The following is an 18,216-nucleotide window of genomic DNA, read 5'->3' as shown; positions in this document are numbered from 1 at the left end:
GAGCAGTGTTTCCTTTAAACGATGGTATGGCCGACGGCCTGCAGCCGCCGGGCGAGTTCAGCGATATGGGCGGGGCTGACTTCACAGCATCCGCCGACGATGGTGGCGCCAAGGCCGACCCATTGCAGGACGTATCCCGCATAGGCGCGCGGCCCCATGTCCCGCCGGGCGGTCAGCGCCTCGACGGTGGGTTTGGCCTTGAGGAAATCTTCGGTGATCATCTCAAACGCATTGGCATAGCCGCCAAAAGGCTTGCCCAGCGGTGCGAGGATCGGCAGGGCATCGGTCACGGCCTCTGGCGCCGAGCAATTGATCAGCACCGCATCCGCCTCTGCAGCCACCTCCAGCGCATCGGCCAGAGGCTCACCCGAGCGGAGCTTCGTGCCATCGGTGTCAGACACCGTCAGCGACAGCCAGACCGGCAGATCGGTGGTCCGCGCGCCCGCCAGCGCATCGCGGGCATGGGCGACCGAGGCGCAGGTCTCCAGGATCAGCAGATCACACTCCGGCGCAAGCACACCCGCCACCTCGGCGAAAAGCGGCACAGCCACCTCCGCCTCCGGGTGCAGATCCGGGCGATAACTTGCACGGAGCGGGCCGATCCCTCCCGCGATACGGCCCGCTCCATGTGCCGCGCGTGCGGCTTTGGCCTCTGCAAGTGCTGCCGCATGCAGGGCCTCAAAACGCCCCTCCAGAGGCGTATCTTCCAGACGGTCGCGATGAATCGCGTAGGTATTGGTTGTCGCAATCGTCGCGCCTGCGGCGAAGAAATCCGCATGCACGCCCTGCACCATGCCGGGATGATCCGACATGACCTGCGTCGACCAAAGAGGCGTTGGCCGATCCCCCGCGCGGTGGATCAGCTCTTGCCCCATGCCTCCGTCCAGAAGCGTGATCTGTGTCACGCACGGATCCTTTCGTTTTCCGGATCCCACAGCGGCTGGTCGGGCTGCACCGTCGCCTTGTAGCGGTGGCCGTAGATTTCCACCTCGACCTCACTGCCCGGGTCGGTCAGATCCTTGCGCAACATGCCAAGTGCGATGGATTTGTTCACCCGGTAGCCCCAGTCGCCCGAGGTGGTCTCCCCCACGACTTCCCCATTGTGGAAGAGCGGCGCCATATAGGGCGCGTCCTGATCGCCCGCATCGACCACCAGCGTGACAAACTGCTTCTTGGAGCCCTGCTGCTTTTCGTTCTGCAACGCGGCCTTGCCGATGAAATCCTGCGGCTTGTCGAAACGAATGAACCGCTCCATCCCGCCTTCCAGCAGGGAGTAGTCCGTGGACAGGTCGCCTTTCCAGCTGCGATACCCTTTCTCGATCCGCATGGAGTTCAGCGCATACATGCCAAAGGGTGCCGCCCCCGCGTCGCGGATGGCGGTGTAAACCTCCGCGCTGTCCTCGAACGACGTATGCACCTCCCAGCCCAACTCGCCCGCAAAGGAGATGCGGAAGAGTTTCACCGGCTTGCCCGCCACGGTCGCCTCCTGAATGGTCAGCCACCCGGTGGAAAGATCGGCATCGTCGGTCAGCCCCGCGAGCATGTCGCGCGATTTGGGCCCAGTCAGTAGATGCGTGGACCACTCCTTGGTGATGTCGGTCATCGTCAACGAGCCATCGGCAGGCAGGCGGCTTTGCAGGAACTCAAAGTCATGCCATTGCGCCACAGCCGCCGTCATCAGCCAGAAATCATCCTCGCCCCAGCGAATAATGGTCACCTCGGTCACGATCTTGCCCCGGCTGTCAGTGAAATACCCCAGGTTCATACGGCCTGCTTTCGGCAGCGCACCCGCGATCTGGCCGCGCAGCCACTCTGCCGCGCCCTCACCAGTGAGCGTGTAGCGCGAGAAGCCCGGCATATCGAGCACACCCACGCCATCGCGCACCGCCTCGACCTCTTCTTTCACACGCACTGCCCAAGGGCCGTTACGGTCCCATGTCTCGGTCGCTTCCTCGGACGTGTCGTCGCCGTCCTTGGCAAACCAGTTGGCCCGCTCCCAGCCATTGTAGGCGCCCATCTGGCCGCCATCGGCCAAGAGCCGGTCATGGTTCGGCGACAGCTTCTTGTCACGCCCCGCCGGCCATTCGTGATGCGGGTAATGCATCGCGTATTCGTGCCCATAGGTCTCCAGCGCTTTCGCCAGGCAGTAATCGTGATCCGCATAATCCGTGTAGCGGCGCGGGTCGACCGCCCACATGTCGAGCTCGGTCTCGCCGTGCATGATCCATTCGCTGAGGCACTTACCGGCCCCGCCGCCCTGCGCGATCCCAAAGGTAAACGAATGCGCCTCAAAGGCGTTCTTCACGCCCGGCATCGGGCCGATCATGGGCAGCCCGTCAGGCGCGTAAGGAATGGGCCCGTTGATATTCCGCCCCACCCCGGCGGTGCCCAAAGCTGGCACCCGCTCCATCGCATCTTCGATGTAGAACTCCAAGCGCTCGAGATCATCGGGGTACAGCTGGAAGGAGAAATCCTCCGGCATCGGATCATCCGGCGTGACCCAATGCGCCTTACAGTTGCGCTCGTAGGGCCCGAGGTTCAGGCCGTTCTTGTCCTGTCGCAGATAATACGAGATATCCACGTCGCGGATCATCGGCATCTTGTGGCCCTTCTCCTTGGTCCACGCGGCCAATTCGGGGATCTCATCGGTCAGGAAATACTGGTGGCTCATCACCACCATGGGCACGGTGCGCCCGCCGAAGGGCTTGAACATCTCGCCCACACGCTGCGCATAGTAGCCCGCGCAGTTGGCGACATACTCACAGCGAATGTCGCCCTTTTCGGTCTTCACGACCCACTCGTCACCATCCCGCTCGATACCGGTGACGGGGCAGAATCGCTCGATCCGGCCACCCGCGTCACGCGCGCCCTTGGCCAACGCTTGCGTCAGCTGCGCAGGGTCGATGTCGCCATCGAGCGGATCCCACAGACCGCCCGCCAGATCATGGGTCTCCATGAAGGGGTTGTATTCCTTCAGTTCTTCGGGCGTGCAGATCCCCATCTCCAGGCCTTGGTACCGCCCCATGGAGGCAACCTTTTCGAACTCCATCATCCGGTCCTTGGAATGCGCCAGCCGCAGCGCGCCGGTGACGTGGTAGTTCATCGGGTAATCGACATCTTCGGCCAGCGTGCGGTACATCGACAGCGAATAGCGCTGCATGTTCATCACCGCCCAGGAGCCTGCGAAGTTCGGGCAGTTGCCCGCCGCGTGCCAGGTCGACCCAGCCGTCAGCTCATTCTTCTCCAGCAGCACGCAGTCGGTCCAACCCGCCTTGGCGAGGTGATAGAGCGTCGAGGTGCCGACGACACCGCCGCCGATGATGACCACGCGGGCCGTTGTTGGAAAATCTGCCATGTCTTAGGTCTCCCTTTGCGGCTCGTCGGCCGAGATTGTGTAGTAATCGCCTTTCGTGGCGGTATGGATATGGCCGCGCAGGCGCAGCCCCGTCGGCCCGTCGATCGAGCCGGTTGAAAAACAGATGAAATCGTCGTCGTCATGCTCCCAGAAGAGCGCAGAGCCACAGATCGGGCAAAACCCGCGCCGCGCCTTCTCCGACGACTGGAACCAGCGCACCTCGCCGGAGATCTCCAGCGTGCCGTCTTCCAGGTAAGACGACGCCCAGACATGCCCCGATTGCTTGCGGCACTGGGTGCAATGGCAAGCGGCGGGCGCGCCCGGCGTGCCCTTGGCTTCGTACGTGACCGCGCCACACAAACAGCTGCCCGTGATCATCTCACGCCCTCCCCGGTGTGGCCGAGGTGCCCAGAAGCACCCCGTAGATCACGAAACAGGCCGCCAGCACCCGCCGCACCCAGATGTTGAAGACCGCGCCCAAAGCCGCGCGCTCCAGCCCTGCACCCAGCAGGGTGAACCCGGTATAGCTCAGCGCCGTGATGGTCAGCGCCGTCGGCACGATCACCGCCATCTGCTCCCAGATCGGCACGTCTATTGCCACGAATTGCGAAAAGGCGGCGAGATACCCGGCGACGCTCTTGGGGTTGATCGTGGCGACCGCCAGCGCGTGCAGATAGACCGATTTGGCAGGCCGGTCGCCCACAACCACGGGGCGCCTGGCCATGATCCAGCCACGTACCCCGAGGTAGATCAGGAACCCAGCGCCCACGAGCTTGGCAATGAAAAACCCGGTGGGCGAGGCCGCAATCAGCGCCGTGATCCCCAGTGCCGAGAGCACAAGGAACAGCGTCGCCTGCGTCAGGATCGCCAGCACGCCGACCATCGCGCGCGGAAAGCTCAGGTGCATCCCGTTGGTGATGCAATTGACCGCATTCGGCCCCGGTGTGGTGACGAAGACCACCCAGAACAGCGCGAATATGGTCCAGGCCTCGAAGCTCATTCAATACACCGGCGGCGCGATGACCCAGATGGCCACAGCCGGGTCAGGATAGGGGTTGGCCCAGCGGAAGGCCTCTCCACGAATGCGAAAGCTGTCGCCGGGGGTGATCGTGTGCGTGGTCCCGCTGATCTCCAGATCGAGCCGTCCGGACACCAGATAGCCCACCTCCTGCGTTGGTCGGGTAACCGTTTCGGTGATCCGGCTGTTGGGCTCGAAGGTCGAATGCACCATCTCGAAATCATCGGTCAGGTCAGGCGACAGCAGCTCCTCGACCAACCCGGCCACCGTGTTGCCGATCCGCCGCCGCGCCGTCTTGCGCACCACATATCCCGCCTCATGGGCGGGGGCCGCCGCGTGCCGAAACAGGATCGACACCGAAACTTCCAGCGCCTCAGCCATGTGGCGCAGGTCGGTGATCGACGGCTCGGATTTATCGCGTTCCACCTGGCTCAGCCATCCGACCGAACGCCCGAGCCTCTCCGCCAGATCGCTGAGCGTCAGCCCGCGCGATTTTCGCAGGGCGCGCAGGTCCGCGCCAAGCGTGTCGGGGTGTGAGGGCAGGTCGTGGCGCATCTGTCTCGTGAAAAAATCTCGCGTTTCTTCACGTTAACGATTCGAGTGAAAAAATCCAGCAGTTTTTCACGGTCGCCCACGGCGTGCTCTGTCGATCAGCGGACCACCGCGCGCTGCGTTAAACCGGCCCATGTCGGTGCAAAACACCGACGTAATACCGACGTTATACCGACGTGAAACAGACATCGGTTTTCCGTTGAAAAACAAAGGTTAACTGCCGATTCGCTGCCCCAGGGTCAGAGGCGCCCGAAAACCGAGGTCAGGATACCGCCCAGCGCCTCGGCATCCGCCGCGCGAAAGGCGTCCGGCTGGTCACTGTCGATATCGAAGACCGCAATCACCTCACCCGCCCGATTCCGCACCGGCAGCACCAGCTCCGACCGGGTCGAGCTGGCGCAGGCGATATGACCCGGAAAGGCCTCCACGTCAGAGACCAGCTGCACCTCTCCGGTGCGCGCCGCCGCCCCGCAGACCCCGCGCGCAAACGGGATCACCAGGCACCCGTGCCCGCCCTGATACGGCCCGATCTTCAGAAGCTCCGGTTCCGTCACCCGGTAGAACCCAGTCCAGTCAAACCGGTCATCCGCATGGTGCACCTCGCAGGCCACCGTCGCCATCAGAGCCACGGCATCCGTCTCGCCCTCGGTCAGCGCCGCGATGGTCTTGCGCAGGTCGTCATAGTCCGCGGTCATACACGCTCAATCGCGATAGCCGTGCCCTCGCCACCCCCAATGCAGATGGCCGCGACGCCCCGTTTGACATTGCGTTTTTCCATTGCATTCAAGAGGGTTACCATGATCCGTGCGCCCGAGGCGCCAATTGGATGGCCCAGCGCACAGGCCCCGCCATTCACGTTCACGATCTCATGGTCGAGCCCCATTTCCCGCATGAACGCAAGCGGCACCACGGCGAAGGCCTCGTTCACTTCCCAGAGATCAACGTCCGCCTTGTCCCAGCCAATTCGCTCCAGCAGCTTCTGCGCCGCAGGCACCGGCGCGGTGGTGAAAAGCCCAGGCGCCTGTGCGTGGCTGGCATGCCCGACAATCCGCGCGCGCACCTGCAGACCCTGCGCCTCGGCAGCCTCCATGGAGGCCAAAACCAGCGCAGCGGCCCCATCCGAGATCGACGAGGAATTGGCCGCCGTCACGGTACCGCCCTCCCGGAAGGCCGGTTTCAACTGCGGGATCTTGTCCGGCCGTGCCGCGCCCGGCTGCTCATCCGCCGCCACAGTCACCGACCCCTTGCGCGTGGTCACCTCAACCGGCGCAATCTCACCCTCAAACGCGCCCGTTTTCTGCGCGTCCAAAGCGCGCGAAAGAGAGGCCAGCGCATACCCGTCCTGCACATCACGCGTAAATTGATAGGTTTCGGCACAGTCCTCGGCAAAGGTCCCCATCAGACGCCCCTTGTCATAGGCATCCTCAAGCCCGTCGAGGAACATATGATCAATCACCTTGCCGTGCCCAAGCCGTGCGCCGCTGCGCATTTTTTCCAGCAAATACGGGGCGTTGGTCATGCTCTCCATTCCGCCCGCGACCATCACGCCGGTCTGCCCGAGAGCGATCTGATCATGCGCAATCATCGCCGCCTTCATGCCCGATCCGCACATCTTGTTCAGCGTGGTGGCTGGAATCTCCTCGCCCAGGCCAGCCTTGAACCCCGCCTGGCGCGCAGGGGCCTGTCCCTGCCCCGCGGGAAGCACGCACCCCATCAGCACCTCCTCGACCGCAGGCGTGCCCGCGTTCTCCATCGCCGCCTTGATTGCACAGCCGCCAAGGTCGGACGCGTCCAGCGTGGAAAAATCGCCCTGAAACCCGCCCATGGGTGTTCGGGCCGCTCCCGCGATCACGACGTTGCGCATGATGTCATCCCTTCGATGCCTAACAGATTCGTAAGATTTGCCGATTAGAGAGCAGGTGAAAGAGTAGTGAGGCCATTTAATGCAACTCTCCACCAAAACAGAAGAGCAGTTGCGCATCGTTTCTGTTCGCGAAGACCGGATCGATGCGGCGGTTGCGCTGGAATTCAAGGACGCGATGCGGGTCCAGACGGAAGATGGGCCCGACACGGTCGTTCTGGACCTCAGCGAGGTGCAGTTCATTGATTCCAGTGGGCTTGGGGCGATCGTTGCCTCGATGAAAACGCTTGGCGCCGACCGGAAAATGGCGCTGGCCGGTCTGACACCCACGGTGGAGCGCGTGTTCCAGCTCACCCGGATGGATTCGGTGTTCAGTGTGTTTTCCACCCTCGACGGTGCGCTTGCAGAGCTGCGCCACTGATCCTAAATGACCTCGCTCGAAAAGGCCGGACAGATGCCGATCTTGCCCCCGTTCACCGTCTCGATCCGCAGCAGCGAGATGGCCGTGCGCGACGCACTCCAGCAGGTTCTGAGCGCGCTTGGGCCCCTGGAGCTGGGCAGCGAGGAAGCGGGCACGGTTGAGCTGGTCTTGGCCGAGGTTCTCAACAACGTGGTCGAGCATGCCTATCCCGACCCGGACACCGCCGGAACCATCTCCATCGCCTGTGCGCATCAGTTGGATGGCCTGCATCTTCAAATCGTCGATCACGGCAAGGCCATGCCCGATGGTCGAACGCCCCTGGGCCAACCCGTCTCCCTTGATGTCGACTTTGCGGATCTGCCTGAGGGCGGGTTCGGATGGTTTCTCATTCAAGACCTCGCAAAGGACGTGCTCTACGAACGGGTCGGGTCTGAAAACCAGCTCTCCATGCGTCTCGCCGTTGCGCTGCCATCCGGCGACACCCGGCACTGAACGACGGGTCGGGCCTTAATTCCTCCGCATTCTTCCCTCAAAGCGCCCCCTTGCAATCATATTGCGGCCTTGATCGTTTCGCATATTGAGAGGGTAGCTGCATATAGCTTCCCTCGGCGCTGCGCGTAATAGCCCCCACCCAGTGCGCGGCGTCGAGGACTTTACCTCCCGACAGAACGGACACGCCCCGCCATGGACATTGCCGCCTGCGCAGTTAGGTTGCCAAAAAACTGTTCGAGAGGCTCTCCCATGCGCGACTTCCACTTTCCCGGGCGCTCCCCCGTCCTTGCCACCAATGGGATGTGCGCGACCTCTCACCCGCTGGGCGCCAAGACCGCCATCGACATTCTAGAACGTGGCGGCAACGCAATGGATGCTGCGATCGCTGGCGCTTTGGTGTTGGGCATTTGCGAGCCACAAATGACGGGCATCGGCGGCGATTGCTTTGTACTCTGGCAAAAAGGCGACGGCGATGTGCAGGCGTTGAACGGCTCGGGCCGGGCGCCTGCCGCGCTTGATGCCGCGGACCTGCGCGCTGCGGGAGAGAGCACTGTCGCCGTCCAAAGCCCGCATTCCGTGACGATTCCCGGCGCCATCGATGCGTTTTGCCATCTGTCCGAGACCGTCGGGACACTGGGCCTCGACGCGCTGCTCGCTCCGGCCATCGCGGCCGCCGAAAACGGTGTTCCGGTCGCACCGCGTGCGGCCTTCGACTGGGGGAACGACGCTGAGGTCCTGCAGGGCAAGGCGCGCGACTTCTACCTTCTCGACGGGAAAATTCCCCAAGTCGGTCAGCTCTTTCGCGCACCTGGACAAGCAGAGGTTTTGCGCCGCGTCGCGCAGTCAGGCCGGGATGCCTTCTACACAGGCGAGATTGCCGAGGACATGGTCAGTACGCTCTCGGCGCTTGGCGGGCGCCACACGATGGCGGACTTCGCCGATACTGCTTCCACGCCGACAACGCCCATCTCCGGGCCTTACAAAGACATCGAGGTGGTTGAGCACCCGCCAAACGGCCACGGGGCAACGGCCATCCTGATGCTGAATATCCTCGCGCAATTCGATATTGCCAACATGGATCCGCTCGGCACCGAACGCACGCATATCGAGTCCGAAGCCGCCAAGCTAGCCTATGACGCCCGCAACCGGTTTCTGGCGGATGCGGACTACACGACCCGGCTCGACCACATGCTCGACATGGAAACGGCCAAGGCGCTCGCGGCGTTGATCGACCCCGGCAAAGCCATGCAGAACGCCGCCGAGATTTCGGAGAATATCCACAAGGACACGATCTACATCACGACTGTTGATCGCGATGGCATGTCAGTGTCGCTGATCTATTCCATCTTCAACGGCTTCGGGTCCGGCATCGCGTCCGACAAGTTTGGCATTCTTCTCCAGAATCGCGGATCAGGCTTCACGCTCGAGGAAGGTCACCCCAACGAACTCAAGGGTGGCAAACGACCCATGCATACGATCATCCCCGGTATGCTGCGGCGCGAGGGCAAGGTTGTCATGCCCTTCGGTGTCATGGGTGGCGCATATCAGCCAACGGGCCATGCCCGCTTTGCCTCGAACATCGAAGACTTCGGCCTGGACCCACAGGCCGCTATCGATATGCCGCGGGCGTTTTCCGACCGTGGCACCATGAAGGTTGAGAGGGGGTACTCCGATCAGGTGCGGCAGGAGCTGTCGGACATGGGGCACGACGTCAGCATCCCCGACACCCCGATTGGTGGTGCGCAGGCGATCCTGATCCGCGACGATGGAGTACTGGAAGGGGCCAGTGACCCGCGTAAGGACGGCTGCGCCCTCGGGTATTGACCGGCAGGTTGGGTGGGCTTCAGGCCACCCTTGGCTCAGTTCAATTGGAAGTGCAGCGGGTAAGTGCCGTTCTGGAACGGCCCGAACAGATCTGGAATGTCCGGATGGTCCACGGGTTCGCCGGAGTAGTCCGCAATCAGGTTCTGCTCGGAGACATACGCGACATAGTAGCTCTGCTCATTCTCGGCCAGCAGATGGTAGTAGGGCTGCTCTTTCGCGGGGCGACTGTCTTCGGGAATCGCCTCGTACCACTCTTCGGTGTTGGAAAACTCGGGGTCTACGTCAAAGATCACCCCGCGGAAGGGGTGCTTCTTGTGTCGGACAACCTGTCCGAGATGATATTTGGCACGCGTTCTTAACATTACAAACAAGCCCCTTACCGACCGAGCCTAAACGGTTCAAGTGCGATTTGTCCAATCACAGCCTTCATTTCTTGCGAAACAGTTTGTGAAGCGGAGGCTGACAGTCTCGGCAATCCTCCGCCATAAGGGCTTTCGGCAAGAAGTGACTAAAAACATAGCGTTCCGGGTCAAGACACGTAAAACGTGATTCCCCATCCGGTCATTTTCGGCTAAACTCGCGGAAAAACACATAATAGAAGCGAGAGGCAGATGAGCAGAACTCTTCGCGCTTTGGCATTGGTTGTTTTGGTGGCCTCCTGCGGAGGCGGTCAGGGCACAGCACCGCGGCATCTCGATGACGCGTGCAGAATCGTCGATGAGCGCCCCGAATACCTTAAGGCATTCCAGCGGACCGAGCAGAAATGGGGCGTCCCCGTGCATGTGCAGATGGCCACCATGCATCAGGAGAGCAAGTTTATCTCCAATGCACGCACGCCCTACCGCTATGCGCTTGGGGTGATTCCCATGGGGCGCGTGTCGAGCGCTTATGGCTATGCGCAGGCGCTCGATGGCACGTGGGACGACTACAAGAAGGCCACCGGCAAGCGGTTTGCCCGGCGTGACCGGATTCGCGATGCGTCAGATTTCATGGGGTGGTACATGGTGACCAGCCGCTCGAAAAACGGCATTCCGCTCACGGACGCGCGCAATCAGTATTTGGCCTATCACGAAGGGCACACGGGCTATGCGCGCGGCAGCTACAACCGGAAATCCTGGCTTCTGAGCGTCGCAAACAAGGTGGATGCCCGCGCCGACGTGTATCAGGCGCAACTGGCAACCTGTAACTTGCGCTAGGTCGCTCAGCGCTCCAATTGACGCAGCGCAACACCCGGATCAAACAGGGTGTTGCGCAGGCTCACCCCGGTCTCGAACGCGCCCAGCACAACCGTGGTCCGCCCGCCGTTGGCATCATTGATCACCCATTGCCGCAGCTGCACCGGATTGTCGGTGAAGCTCATCTGGATGGTGCCATATTCCGCGTTCTTCGGGTCCTGGGCGGTCACGATGGTCGCTGTGCCATCGAAGTCATGCCCGATCACCATCCGCGCCTGCCCGAGATTGACCTGCCGCGCGAGGATCAGCGACAGCGGCGTCCGGCTGAGAGGGTAGGTTTCGGGCGGCTGGTTCGACTTCCGGTCGATGATCACCACCGCATTGGCGCTGGCCAGAACCAGCGCCTGTTCGGGGGGGTCGTATTCGAACCGCATCTTGCCAGGGCGGCTGATGTACAGCGTGCCGGTGCTTATCGATCCGTCGTCATTGATCTGCGTAAAGGCACCCTGAGCGGTTTTCAGGCTGTTGAGATAGCTGGAAATCTCGTTGAGCGAGAGTTTCTCTGCGGCAGCGGACCCCGCCGCCACGACGCTCATAAAAACGGCCACAGAGGCCAAAACCAGACGTTTCATCAAGGCTCCTTGCGCAACTGATGTCCCGGCTGACATAGGGCCGCGCGGGCTGATATGCGATAGCAGCGGCCAAGACCCGCCGCAAATCGCCGTGATTGCGAAGGTAACGCGCGAGCGTCAGCCTTGTTCCGGTACCAGAATTTCGCGCTTGCCCACATGGTTGGCAGCAGACACCAGACCCTGCTCCTCCATTTGCTCCACAAGGCGCGCAGCCTTGTTATAGCCGATAGCGAGTTTCCGCTGGATATAGCTGGTCGAACACTTGCGGTCCTTGATTACGACCTGTACCGCCTGATCATAAAGCGCATCTTCGCCGTCGGTGTTCCCACCAAGGCCGAGCACCAGGTCAATATCGCTTTCCTTCTCCTCGGACGGCCCTTCAACAACGCCCGACACGTAGTCCGGCTCGCCATAGGCCTTGAGGTGATTCACGATTTCCTCGACCTCCTCATCCGACACGAACGGGCCATGACAGCGGGTGATCTTGGCACCACCCGCCATGTAGAGCATATCGCCCATGCCCAGGAGCTGCTCGGCCCCCATCTCGCCCAGAATGGTGCGGCTGTCGATCTTGGACGTCACCTGGAAGGAAATCCGCGTCGGGAAGTTCGCCTTGATCGTGCCGGTGATCACATCCACCGAGGGGCGCTGTGTCGCCATGATCAGGTGGATACCGGAGGCCCGCGCCATTTGCGCCAGACGCTGGATGCAGGCCTCGATCTCCTTGCCCGCGACCATCATCAGATCGGCCATCTCGTCGACAATCACCACGATGTAAGGCAGCGCCTCGGGCGTGTTCTCTTCGGTTTCGAACACCGGTTCGCCGGTCTCATCGTCAAAGCCGGTCTGCACCGTCCGGGTGAACATCTCGCCCTTGGCCAACGCTTCGCGCACCCGGCCGTTGAAACCTTCGATATTGCGCACACCCATCTTGGACATCTTGCGATAGCGCTCTTCCATCTCGCCCACGACCCATTTCAGCGCGACCACCGCCTTCTTAGGGTCGGTCACAACGGGTGAGAGCAGATGCGGGATACCGTCGTAAACGCTGAGTTCCAGCATCTTGGGATCGATCATGATCATCCGGCATTCTTCCGGCGTCAGCTTATAGAGCAGGCTGAGGATCATGGTGTTGATGGCGACGGATTTGCCCGAGCCGGTCGTCCCCGCGATCAGCAGGTGAGGCATCTTGGCGAGGTTGGCGACAACCGGATCGCCACCGATGTCTTTGCCTAAGGCCAGTGGCAGGCGCATGTTGCTGTCGCCAAAATCGCGCGCCGAGAGGATTTCGCGAAGGACGACCTTCTCGCGGCTGTCATTCGGCAGTTCGATCCCGATCACCGAGCGGCCCGGCACTGTCGAAACCCGCGCCGACAACGCTGCCATGGACCGCGCGATGTCATCAGCCAGACCAATCACGCGGCTGGCTTTCAGGCCCGGCGCTGGCTCTAGCTCGTACATCGTGACCACCGGACCAGGACGCACGGCGACGATCTCGCCCTTCACGCCATAGTCGTCCAGCACTGACTCAAGCATCCGCGCGTTCTCTTCCAGCGCCTCATCGCTCAGCTGCAGGCGCGGGACGTTCACCGGGTTTTCCAGCAAACTGAGCGGCGGCAGCTCGAAACCCGGGTGGGTGTCGTCGAAGGACAGTTTGGGTTGTGCTTCGGCTTGCGCGCGCGCCGAGGGTTGAACAGGTTTGCGCGCGGGCTGCTGCACCACGCGACGTGGTTCGGCCGTTGGCACGACAGGTGCTTCGATCATCGGCTCCACGACGGGTGGTTCGCCGAAGTCCATCTCGTCCGGTGCGGGCGGGATGGCTGGTGCGTGCCCGGCCGTCAACGGCGGCTCTGCACGCGCGCCACTTGTATCGAACACGAGCGCATCGGGGCCGCGACCCCGGCCCCGGGTCAGCGGCGCCGTGATCGGTGTCTGCACGGCTTTGCTCGTGCGCGCGCGCGATTTGATCACATCGGCGATCCGCGCTTTGATACGGTCTTCACCGGGCGCATCGTCCACGTCGGCGGCCATCTCGCTCTCGACCAGCTCGGGCTCCGGCAGAGGGTCTGTGCGCTTGATCAGGCCCGGCATGCGCGAGAAGATGCCCACCTTCGGCTCCGCGCGCAGCTCTGGGTAGGCATGTGCGTCATCGACGGGTGCCACCTCGGTGTGAATGGTCTCGTCGGCGATCATCGCGGCGCGCGCTTCGCGGGCCTCAGCCCTGCGCTCCGCGTGGCGCGCAGAGATCGATTGTGCTGTGGCCAATGCACCGCTGGCCCCGCGCCCCAGCAGCGCCATCAGGCCCGCATAGAGCATCACGACGCCGACCAGCAGGAAGCGCCCGATGCGCATCAACTCAGGCTTGGTGAAGCCGGTCACGAAGGCGCCAAAGGCGAGAATGCCAAGCGCCATCAGCACCGACATCAGCTTGACGGTGAAGGTCGACCCGATGGGCAGCAGGGTCAGCAGCGCGCCCATCACCGTATCGCCAAAGAGCCCGCCCAGGCCAAAGCTGTGCGTGTCGAGCCAGTTGCCATCAGGTGTCAGCGTCGCGGCATAGATTGACCCCAGCGCAATGGCAATTGGCGCGAAAATCAAACGCCCAATCGCGCGGTCCGAGCCCTGGTGCAGCGCAAAGCGTAGGCCCCAAGCCACCAGCACAAGGCCAATGCCCCAGGCGCCCCAACCCACAATCATGAAGAGCGGCGCGGCCAGCGACGCGCCAGGCCGTCCCAGCCAGTTCTGCACCGGCGCATCCGTGGACACCATCCAATTGGGATCATCCGGCGTATAAGACGCGATCATCGCGCAGGCCATGCATCCCAGCGCAATCAGGACAAGCCCCAAAAGCTCCTTGCCCCGCTTCTCAACCGCTTCGGCCATGGAGCTGTCCAACAATGGGTCCCGCCCGCGTGTCTGATATGCCATGCTCTGATCCCTCGTACTTTATTGCGGATAGAGGCAGTCGCGGATCAATTCGATCCCGCGCTCCGTCTCCGCTTTTGGGGCCACCATCGCAGCCCTGATATACTCTTGCCCCGGGTTGCTGCCGTCCCAGTCCTGCGCCAGATAGCCGCCCGGCAGCACCCGCACACCTGTCTCGCGCCACAGTTTAACCGCGGCGGCCTCGTCACTCTCAACCGGCAGCCAGAGGAAAAAGCCCGCCTCGGGGCTCGCATATCCGGGCACATTGCCAAGGATGCGATCGGCCAGCTCGTATTTTTCCACATAGAGCGCGCGGTTCTCGACCACATGCGCCTCGTCGTTCCAGACGGCCGCCGCGGCGGCTTGCAGGGGCTGGGGCAACGGTGTGCCAGCGAAATTGCGCAGTTGCTGGATTTCGCGGATGTTTTCGGAGCCGCTCGCCACAAACCCGGACCGCAGGCCAGGCAGGTTCGAGCGTTTGGAGAGCGAGTGAAAGATCACCACACGGTTCAGGTCAGCGCCCTGTTCGTGGGCCACCTGAAGTGCACCAACAGGCGGTGTGTCGCGGTAAATCTCGGAATAGCACTCGTCCGCAAAAATCTTGAAATCGAACTTCTCTGCCAGAGCGATGAGACCCTGCCAGTAGTCGCGCGTCGCAACCGCACCTTGGGGGTTGGCGGGCGAACAGATGTAGACCGCTGTCGTCCGGTTCAACACATCATCCGGCAGGCTTGCAAAGTCAGGCAGATGGCCGTTTTCGCGGGTTGCAGGCACCATGATCGGATCTGCATCGACCGAGAGCGCCGCAATCATATAGACCTGATAGAAGGGGTTCGGCATCAGAATCGCCGGGCGCTGGCCATTTTTCGTCTCGGGACAGAGCGCCATGACCGCGTTGTAGAGCCCCTCGCGGGTGCCGTTGAGCGTCATGACCTGACGGTCAGGGTCGAGCGGCACGCCATAGCGCCGCTGAACAAATCCGGTGATTGCCGTCCGCAATTCCGGCGTACCATCGTTCGGCGGGTAGCTGTTAAACCCACCTGCGTTCTCGGCAATGACGTCCATCACCCAGGACGGAAAGGCATGTTTCGGCTCGCCGATGGTCATATGGATCGTCGGCCCACCGCCCTCATGGGCGTCGAGCAACGCGCGTAGACGCGGCCAAGCATGTGCCGGAAGGTTCGAAAACCGCTCAGGATACACCATTAAACTGCCTCAGATCGGGATCATTCACGTCCCGTTTCTCTCAAACTACCGAAGGGCACCGCCTGCGTCCACAAAAACGCGCAGCTTTGTCGGAATTTGTGGCTTTTAGGCCAAGGCCGCCTCGGCGGCTGCGCCCAACCGCAAAAGCGCCGCTTCACAGTCGGGCGGGGCCGTCATCATCACGCCACAGCTCGGTGTGCCCGTGGGTAGTGTGAGCGCACACAGTCCCATCAGATTGCCGATCCGCGTGTTGCGCAGGGTCAGCAGGTTTTCCGTGACATAGTAGTCGTGATCGGTGTTCAACCGCTCGAGCTCAGGCGGCAGAATCGCGGCTGTGGGCAGCAACACCGCATCAAAGGCGGAAGTTGCCCGATCATAGGCCAGACGCGCCGCTTCGAGCGCTGCCCAGGCGGCAACATAATCGGGGCCGGAATAGGTCTTGCCCAAACGGAAGCGCTCGAGGATCTCGCGGAACATCGCGTCCGGATTGGCCTCGATCACATCGCGCCATAGCCCGTAAGCCTCTGATGTATAGAGACAACTGGCCTGCTCCATCGCACTTTCGATCTCGGGCACCGCGATGTGCTCGACCGTGGCCCCCGCCGCCGTGAACTTCAGGATTGCCTGTTGAAAGGCCTCCATCGGCGCATCGCGCACGTCGTCCAAGGCGATGGTGTTCAGGATCGCAAACCGCTTGCCCTGCAGCGTGGCGCCGCCCAAATCAGCGGGCGGGCGGCCTTCCATGATGGCGAGCAGAAGTGCGGCATCCTCGACCGACCGGCAGAGCGGCCCGACGGTGTCGAACTTCAACGCAAGAGGCACAACGCCTTCGAGACTCAGACGGCCAGAGGTGGTTTTGAGCCCCACAAGATCGTTCCATGCCGACGGAATGCGCACTGACCCGCCGGTGTCCGAGCCGATGCCCGCCGCCGCCAACCCGAAAGCCACGGATGCAGCCGCACCCGAGGACGACCCGCCCGGCACCGCCTTCGCATCGTTGACGCAGGGCGGCGTGCCAGTGTTCGGGTTGTAGCCCAACCCTGAGAAGGCCAGCTCGGACATGTGGGTTTTGCCCAGACAGACGAGCCCTGCTGCCGTCGCATTGGCCAGAACCTGCGCATCTGCGTCGGGCACCCGCCCCTGCAGAAGTTTGGAGCCAGCCTCCGTCACCTCGCCCGCCGTATCGAAGAGATCCTTCCAACTGATGGGCACCCCGTCGAGCGGCGACAACCGCTGGCCCGATGCCGCACGTGCCGCTGCCGCCGCCGCTTCGGATAAGGCCCGGTCAGATGTCACGCGGGCATAGATTTTGTCTTTCAGATCATGGGCTTCGATAGCGTCGAGATAGGTTTGCGTCAGCGTCACGGGATCAATCTCACCCGCCGCGATCCCGCGCCCAAGATCCGCCGCCGTCATCTCCAGCCATGCTTGCATATGTTGCTCCCCGCGCTGCCTCGGGCGACGGTAGCGACGCAAGCGCGCATGGACAATCCCCCGCCCTGCGCCCTATTGAACTCTATGAGTTTCGACAGCGACATCATCATCGTGGGCGGCGGGCTAAACGGGCCCGCATTGGCGCTTGCGCTGGCCAGTGCCGGGCAGAGCGTGACACTGATCGACGCGCTGCCGATCAAGACCCGCAAAAATGCCGGTTTTGATGGGCGTTCTTACGCCCTTGCCCTCACATCGACGCGCCTTTTCAAGGCCTTGGGTGTCTGGGACGCCATCGAAGACGTGGCCCAGCCCATGCTCGATATCAAGGTCAGTGATGGGCGTGCGGGAGAGGGCCCGTCACCCTTCTTCATGCATTTCGATCACGCCGAGATCGAGGAAGGTCCCATGGGCTACATGGTTGAGGACCGGCACCTGCGGCCCGCCCTTCTGGATGCTGTGAAGTCGACCAAAGCGATCAAGCAAGTGAATGCCGATGAGGTCGTCGCACAGGTGGTCGATACAACCGGTGTGCGCGTCACACTGGCATCCGGGAAGGAGTTGCGCGCGCGGCTTCTTGTCGGCTGTGATGGCCGTGGTTCGGGCACGGCCACGCGCGCGGGCATCTCTCGGACAGGATGGGGATATGGGCAAACCGCGTTGGTCTGCGCCGTCAAGCACGCGTTGCCCCACAACGGGGTCGCGCATCAGTTCTTCATGCCCCCCGGGCCGCTCGCCATCCTACCCCTGACCGGCGACCGGTCGTCCATTGTGTGGAGCGAAACGGATGAGAACGCGCGGGCGATCAATGCGCTGCCGGATGCGGAGTATCTCGACGTCCTGCGCCCACGGTTCGGCAGTTTTCTCGGAGAGATTTCGCTGGCTGGTGCGCGCTTTACCTATCCGCTCTCGCTCTCGCTCGCCAATGCGCTGATTGCGCCGCGTGTGACTCTGGTCGGCGATGCCGCGCATGGCATTCACCCGATCGCGGGTCAGGGACTGAACGCGGGTATCCGCGATGTTGCCGCCCTTGCGGACGTGATTGCCGATGCCGCACGCCGAGGCGAAGACATTGGCGCGGCCCCGGTCCTCAGCCGCTACCAACAATGGCGTCGTTTCGACAACACGACCTTGGCACTCGCGACCGATACCTTTAACCGGCTGTTTTCAAATGATAGTTCGATTGTTCGAGGTCTCCGCGACCTGGGCATGGGACTTGTGTCACGCGTGCCCGGATTGCGCCGAGGCTTCATTCGGGAAGCCGCTGGTTTAACCGGTGATCTGCCGCGTTTGCTGCAAGGCAGACCGCTTTAAAGCGGCAGGT

At 62.5% G+C, this 18,216-nt stretch carries 17 protein-coding genes; 5 read left to right on the top strand and 12 right to left on the bottom strand.

Annotated features, from left to right (window positions below; genetic code table 11):
• Nucleotides 1-14: 14 nt before the first annotated feature.
• From ACVC7O_RS01215 to ACVC7O_RS01185, 7 genes are all read right to left on the bottom strand, one after another.
• Nucleotides 15-905 (bottom strand): homocysteine S-methyltransferase family protein, encoded by an 891-nt coding sequence (locus ACVC7O_RS01215; RefSeq protein WP_458324287.1) that lies wholly within the window; start codon nucleotides 903-905, stop codon nucleotides 15-17.
• Nucleotides 902-3,355: a GcvT family protein gene (locus ACVC7O_RS01210; protein WP_458324286.1), complete on the bottom strand. Its 2,454-nt coding sequence runs from the start codon at nucleotides 3,353-3,355 to the stop codon at nucleotides 902-904. Before ACVC7O_RS01210 ends, ACVC7O_RS01215 begins: the two co-directional genes overlap by 4 nt.
• 3 nt (nucleotides 3,356-3,358) lie before the next feature.
• Complete coding sequence (locus ACVC7O_RS01205) at nucleotides 3,359-3,733, bottom strand: GFA family protein (protein WP_458324285.1); 375 nt, start codon at nucleotides 3,731-3,733, stop codon at nucleotides 3,359-3,361.
• 1 nt (nucleotide 3,734) lies between these two features.
• The gene (locus tag ACVC7O_RS01200) at nucleotides 3,735-4,355 is read right to left on the bottom strand and encodes a LysE family translocator (protein WP_458324284.1); all 621 of its coding nucleotides are present in this window, start codon (nucleotides 4,353-4,355) and stop codon (nucleotides 3,735-3,737) included.
• A complete protein-coding gene (locus ACVC7O_RS01195; RefSeq protein ID WP_458324283.1) occupies nucleotides 4,356-4,928 on the bottom strand; it encodes a helix-turn-helix domain-containing protein in 573 nt (190 codons plus the stop codon).
• Nucleotides 4,929-5,164: 236 nt separating this feature from the next.
• On the bottom strand, nucleotides 5,165-5,620 hold the full coding sequence (locus ACVC7O_RS01190; protein ID WP_458324282.1) for a GAF domain-containing protein: 456 nt from the start codon (nucleotides 5,618-5,620) through the stop codon (nucleotides 5,165-5,167).
• Nucleotides 5,617-6,789, bottom strand: coding sequence for a thiolase family protein (locus ACVC7O_RS01185; RefSeq protein WP_458324281.1), 1,173 nt, complete (start codon nucleotides 6,787-6,789; stop codon nucleotides 5,617-5,619). The genes ACVC7O_RS01190 and ACVC7O_RS01185 overlap by 4 nt, the downstream gene beginning before the upstream one ends.
• 79 nt (nucleotides 6,790-6,868) lie before the next feature.
• On the opposite strand from ACVC7O_RS01185, the gene ACVC7O_RS01180 reads away from it, so the two are divergent.
• The 3 genes from ACVC7O_RS01180 to ACVC7O_RS01170 all read left to right on the top strand — a co-directional run bounded on the left by ACVC7O_RS01180 (nucleotide 6,869) and on the right by ACVC7O_RS01170 (nucleotide 9,523).
• On the top strand, nucleotides 6,869-7,207 hold the full coding sequence (locus ACVC7O_RS01180) for an STAS domain-containing protein (protein ID WP_458324280.1): 339 nt from the start codon (nucleotides 6,869-6,871) through the stop codon (nucleotides 7,205-7,207).
• A gap of 6 nt (nucleotides 7,208-7,213) precedes the next feature.
• Nucleotides 7,214-7,699: an ATP-binding protein gene (locus ACVC7O_RS01175; protein ID WP_458324279.1), complete on the top strand. Its 486-nt coding sequence runs from the start codon at nucleotides 7,214-7,216 to the stop codon at nucleotides 7,697-7,699.
• Between the two features lie 249 nt (nucleotides 7,700-7,948).
• A complete protein-coding gene (locus ACVC7O_RS01170; RefSeq protein ID WP_458324278.1) occupies nucleotides 7,949-9,523 on the top strand; it encodes a gamma-glutamyltransferase family protein in 1,575 nt (524 codons plus the stop codon).
• Between the two features lie 35 nt (nucleotides 9,524-9,558).
• Here ACVC7O_RS01170 and hspQ read toward each other — a convergent pair whose 3' ends face one another.
• Nucleotides 9,559-9,885, bottom strand: a complete 327-nt coding sequence (gene hspQ, locus ACVC7O_RS01165; protein WP_458324277.1) for a heat shock protein HspQ — start codon at nucleotides 9,883-9,885, stop codon at nucleotides 9,559-9,561.
• A 249-nt stretch (nucleotides 9,886-10,134) separates the two neighbouring features.
• On the opposite strand from hspQ, the gene ACVC7O_RS01160 reads away from it, so the two are divergent.
• The gene (locus ACVC7O_RS01160; RefSeq protein WP_458324276.1) at nucleotides 10,135-10,719 is read left to right on the top strand and encodes a transglycosylase SLT domain-containing protein; all 585 of its coding nucleotides are present in this window, start codon (nucleotides 10,135-10,137) and stop codon (nucleotides 10,717-10,719) included.
• A 5-nt stretch (nucleotides 10,720-10,724) separates the two neighbouring features.
• Here ACVC7O_RS01160 and ACVC7O_RS01155 read toward each other — a convergent pair whose 3' ends face one another.
• From ACVC7O_RS01155 to ACVC7O_RS01140, 4 genes are all read right to left on the bottom strand, one after another.
• A complete protein-coding gene (locus tag ACVC7O_RS01155; RefSeq protein ID WP_458324275.1) occupies nucleotides 10,725-11,330 on the bottom strand; it encodes a LolA family protein in 606 nt (201 codons plus the stop codon).
• A 117-nt stretch (nucleotides 11,331-11,447) separates the two neighbouring features.
• Complete coding sequence (locus tag ACVC7O_RS01150; RefSeq protein ID WP_458324274.1) at nucleotides 11,448-14,258, bottom strand: DNA translocase FtsK; 2,811 nt, start codon at nucleotides 14,256-14,258, stop codon at nucleotides 11,448-11,450.
• An 18-nt stretch (nucleotides 14,259-14,276) separates the two neighbouring features.
• Nucleotides 14,277-15,461 carry an aminotransferase class I/II-fold pyridoxal phosphate-dependent enzyme gene (locus ACVC7O_RS01145; protein WP_458324273.1) on the bottom strand — a complete coding sequence of 395 codons (1,185 nt, stop codon included), beginning with the start codon at nucleotides 15,459-15,461 and terminating at the stop codon, nucleotides 14,277-14,279.
• A 105-nt stretch (nucleotides 15,462-15,566) separates the two neighbouring features.
• Nucleotides 15,567-16,895, bottom strand: coding sequence for an amidase (locus ACVC7O_RS01140; RefSeq protein ID WP_458324272.1), 1,329 nt, complete (start codon nucleotides 16,893-16,895; stop codon nucleotides 15,567-15,569).
• Between the two features lie 48 nt (nucleotides 16,896-16,943).
• On the opposite strand from ACVC7O_RS01140, the gene ACVC7O_RS01135 reads away from it, so the two are divergent.
• Entirely contained in the window at nucleotides 16,944-18,206 is a 1,263-nt protein-coding gene (locus ACVC7O_RS01135) for a UbiH/UbiF/VisC/COQ6 family ubiquinone biosynthesis hydroxylase (protein WP_458324271.1), read from the top strand.
• Nucleotides 18,207-18,216 lie beyond the last annotated feature (10 nt).

The organism is Roseobacter cerffii, from assembly GCF_054226325.1.
This window is presented reverse-complemented; position numbering and strand designations above follow the sequence as displayed.

Bases quoted from the DNA above. Each gene is read 5' to 3' on its own strand.
- ACVC7O_RS01210 (WP_458324286.1), bottom strand. From the start codon at position 3,355: ATGGCAGATTTTCCAACAACGGCCCGCGTGGTCATCATCGGCGGCGGT.
- ACVC7O_RS01205 (WP_458324285.1), bottom strand. From the start codon at position 3,733: ATGATCACGGGCAGCTGTTTGTGTGGCGCGGTCACGTACGAAGCCAAG.
- ACVC7O_RS01200 (WP_458324284.1), bottom strand. From the start codon at position 4,355: ATGAGCTTCGAGGCCTGGACCATATTCGCGCTGTTCTGGGTGGTCTTC.
- ACVC7O_RS01195 (WP_458324283.1), bottom strand. From the start codon at position 4,928: ATGCGCCACGACCTGCCCTCACACCCCGACACGCTTGGCGCGGACCTG.
- ACVC7O_RS01190 (WP_458324282.1), bottom strand. From the start codon at position 5,620: ATGACCGCGGACTATGACGACCTGCGCAAGACCATCGCGGCGCTGACC.
- ACVC7O_RS01185 (WP_458324281.1), bottom strand. From the start codon at position 6,789: ATGCGCAACGTCGTGATCGCGGGAGCGGCCCGAACACCCATGGGCGGG.
- ACVC7O_RS01180 (WP_458324280.1), top strand. From the start codon at position 6,869: ATGCAACTCTCCACCAAAACAGAAGAGCAGTTGCGCATCGTTTCTGTT.
- ACVC7O_RS01175 (WP_458324279.1), top strand. From the start codon at position 7,214: ATGACCTCGCTCGAAAAGGCCGGACAGATGCCGATCTTGCCCCCGTTC.
- ACVC7O_RS01170 (WP_458324278.1), top strand. From the start codon at position 7,949: ATGCGCGACTTCCACTTTCCCGGGCGCTCCCCCGTCCTTGCCACCAAT.
- hspQ (WP_458324277.1), bottom strand. From the start codon at position 9,885: ATGTTAAGAACGCGTGCCAAATATCATCTCGGACAGGTTGTCCGACAC.
- ACVC7O_RS01160 (WP_458324276.1), top strand. From the start codon at position 10,135: ATGAGCAGAACTCTTCGCGCTTTGGCATTGGTTGTTTTGGTGGCCTCC.
- ACVC7O_RS01155 (WP_458324275.1), bottom strand. From the start codon at position 11,330: ATGAAACGTCTGGTTTTGGCCTCTGTGGCCGTTTTTATGAGCGTCGTG.
- ACVC7O_RS01150 (WP_458324274.1), bottom strand. From the start codon at position 14,258: ATGGCATATCAGACACGCGGGCGGGACCCATTGTTGGACAGCTCCATG.
- ACVC7O_RS01145 (WP_458324273.1), bottom strand. From the start codon at position 15,461: ATGGTGTATCCTGAGCGGTTTTCGAACCTTCCGGCACATGCTTGGCCG.
- ACVC7O_RS01140 (WP_458324272.1), bottom strand. From the start codon at position 16,895: ATGCAAGCATGGCTGGAGATGACGGCGGCGGATCTTGGGCGCGGGATC.
- ACVC7O_RS01135 (WP_458324271.1), top strand. From the start codon at position 16,944: ATGGACAATCCCCCGCCCTGCGCCCTATTGAACTCTATGAGTTTCGAC.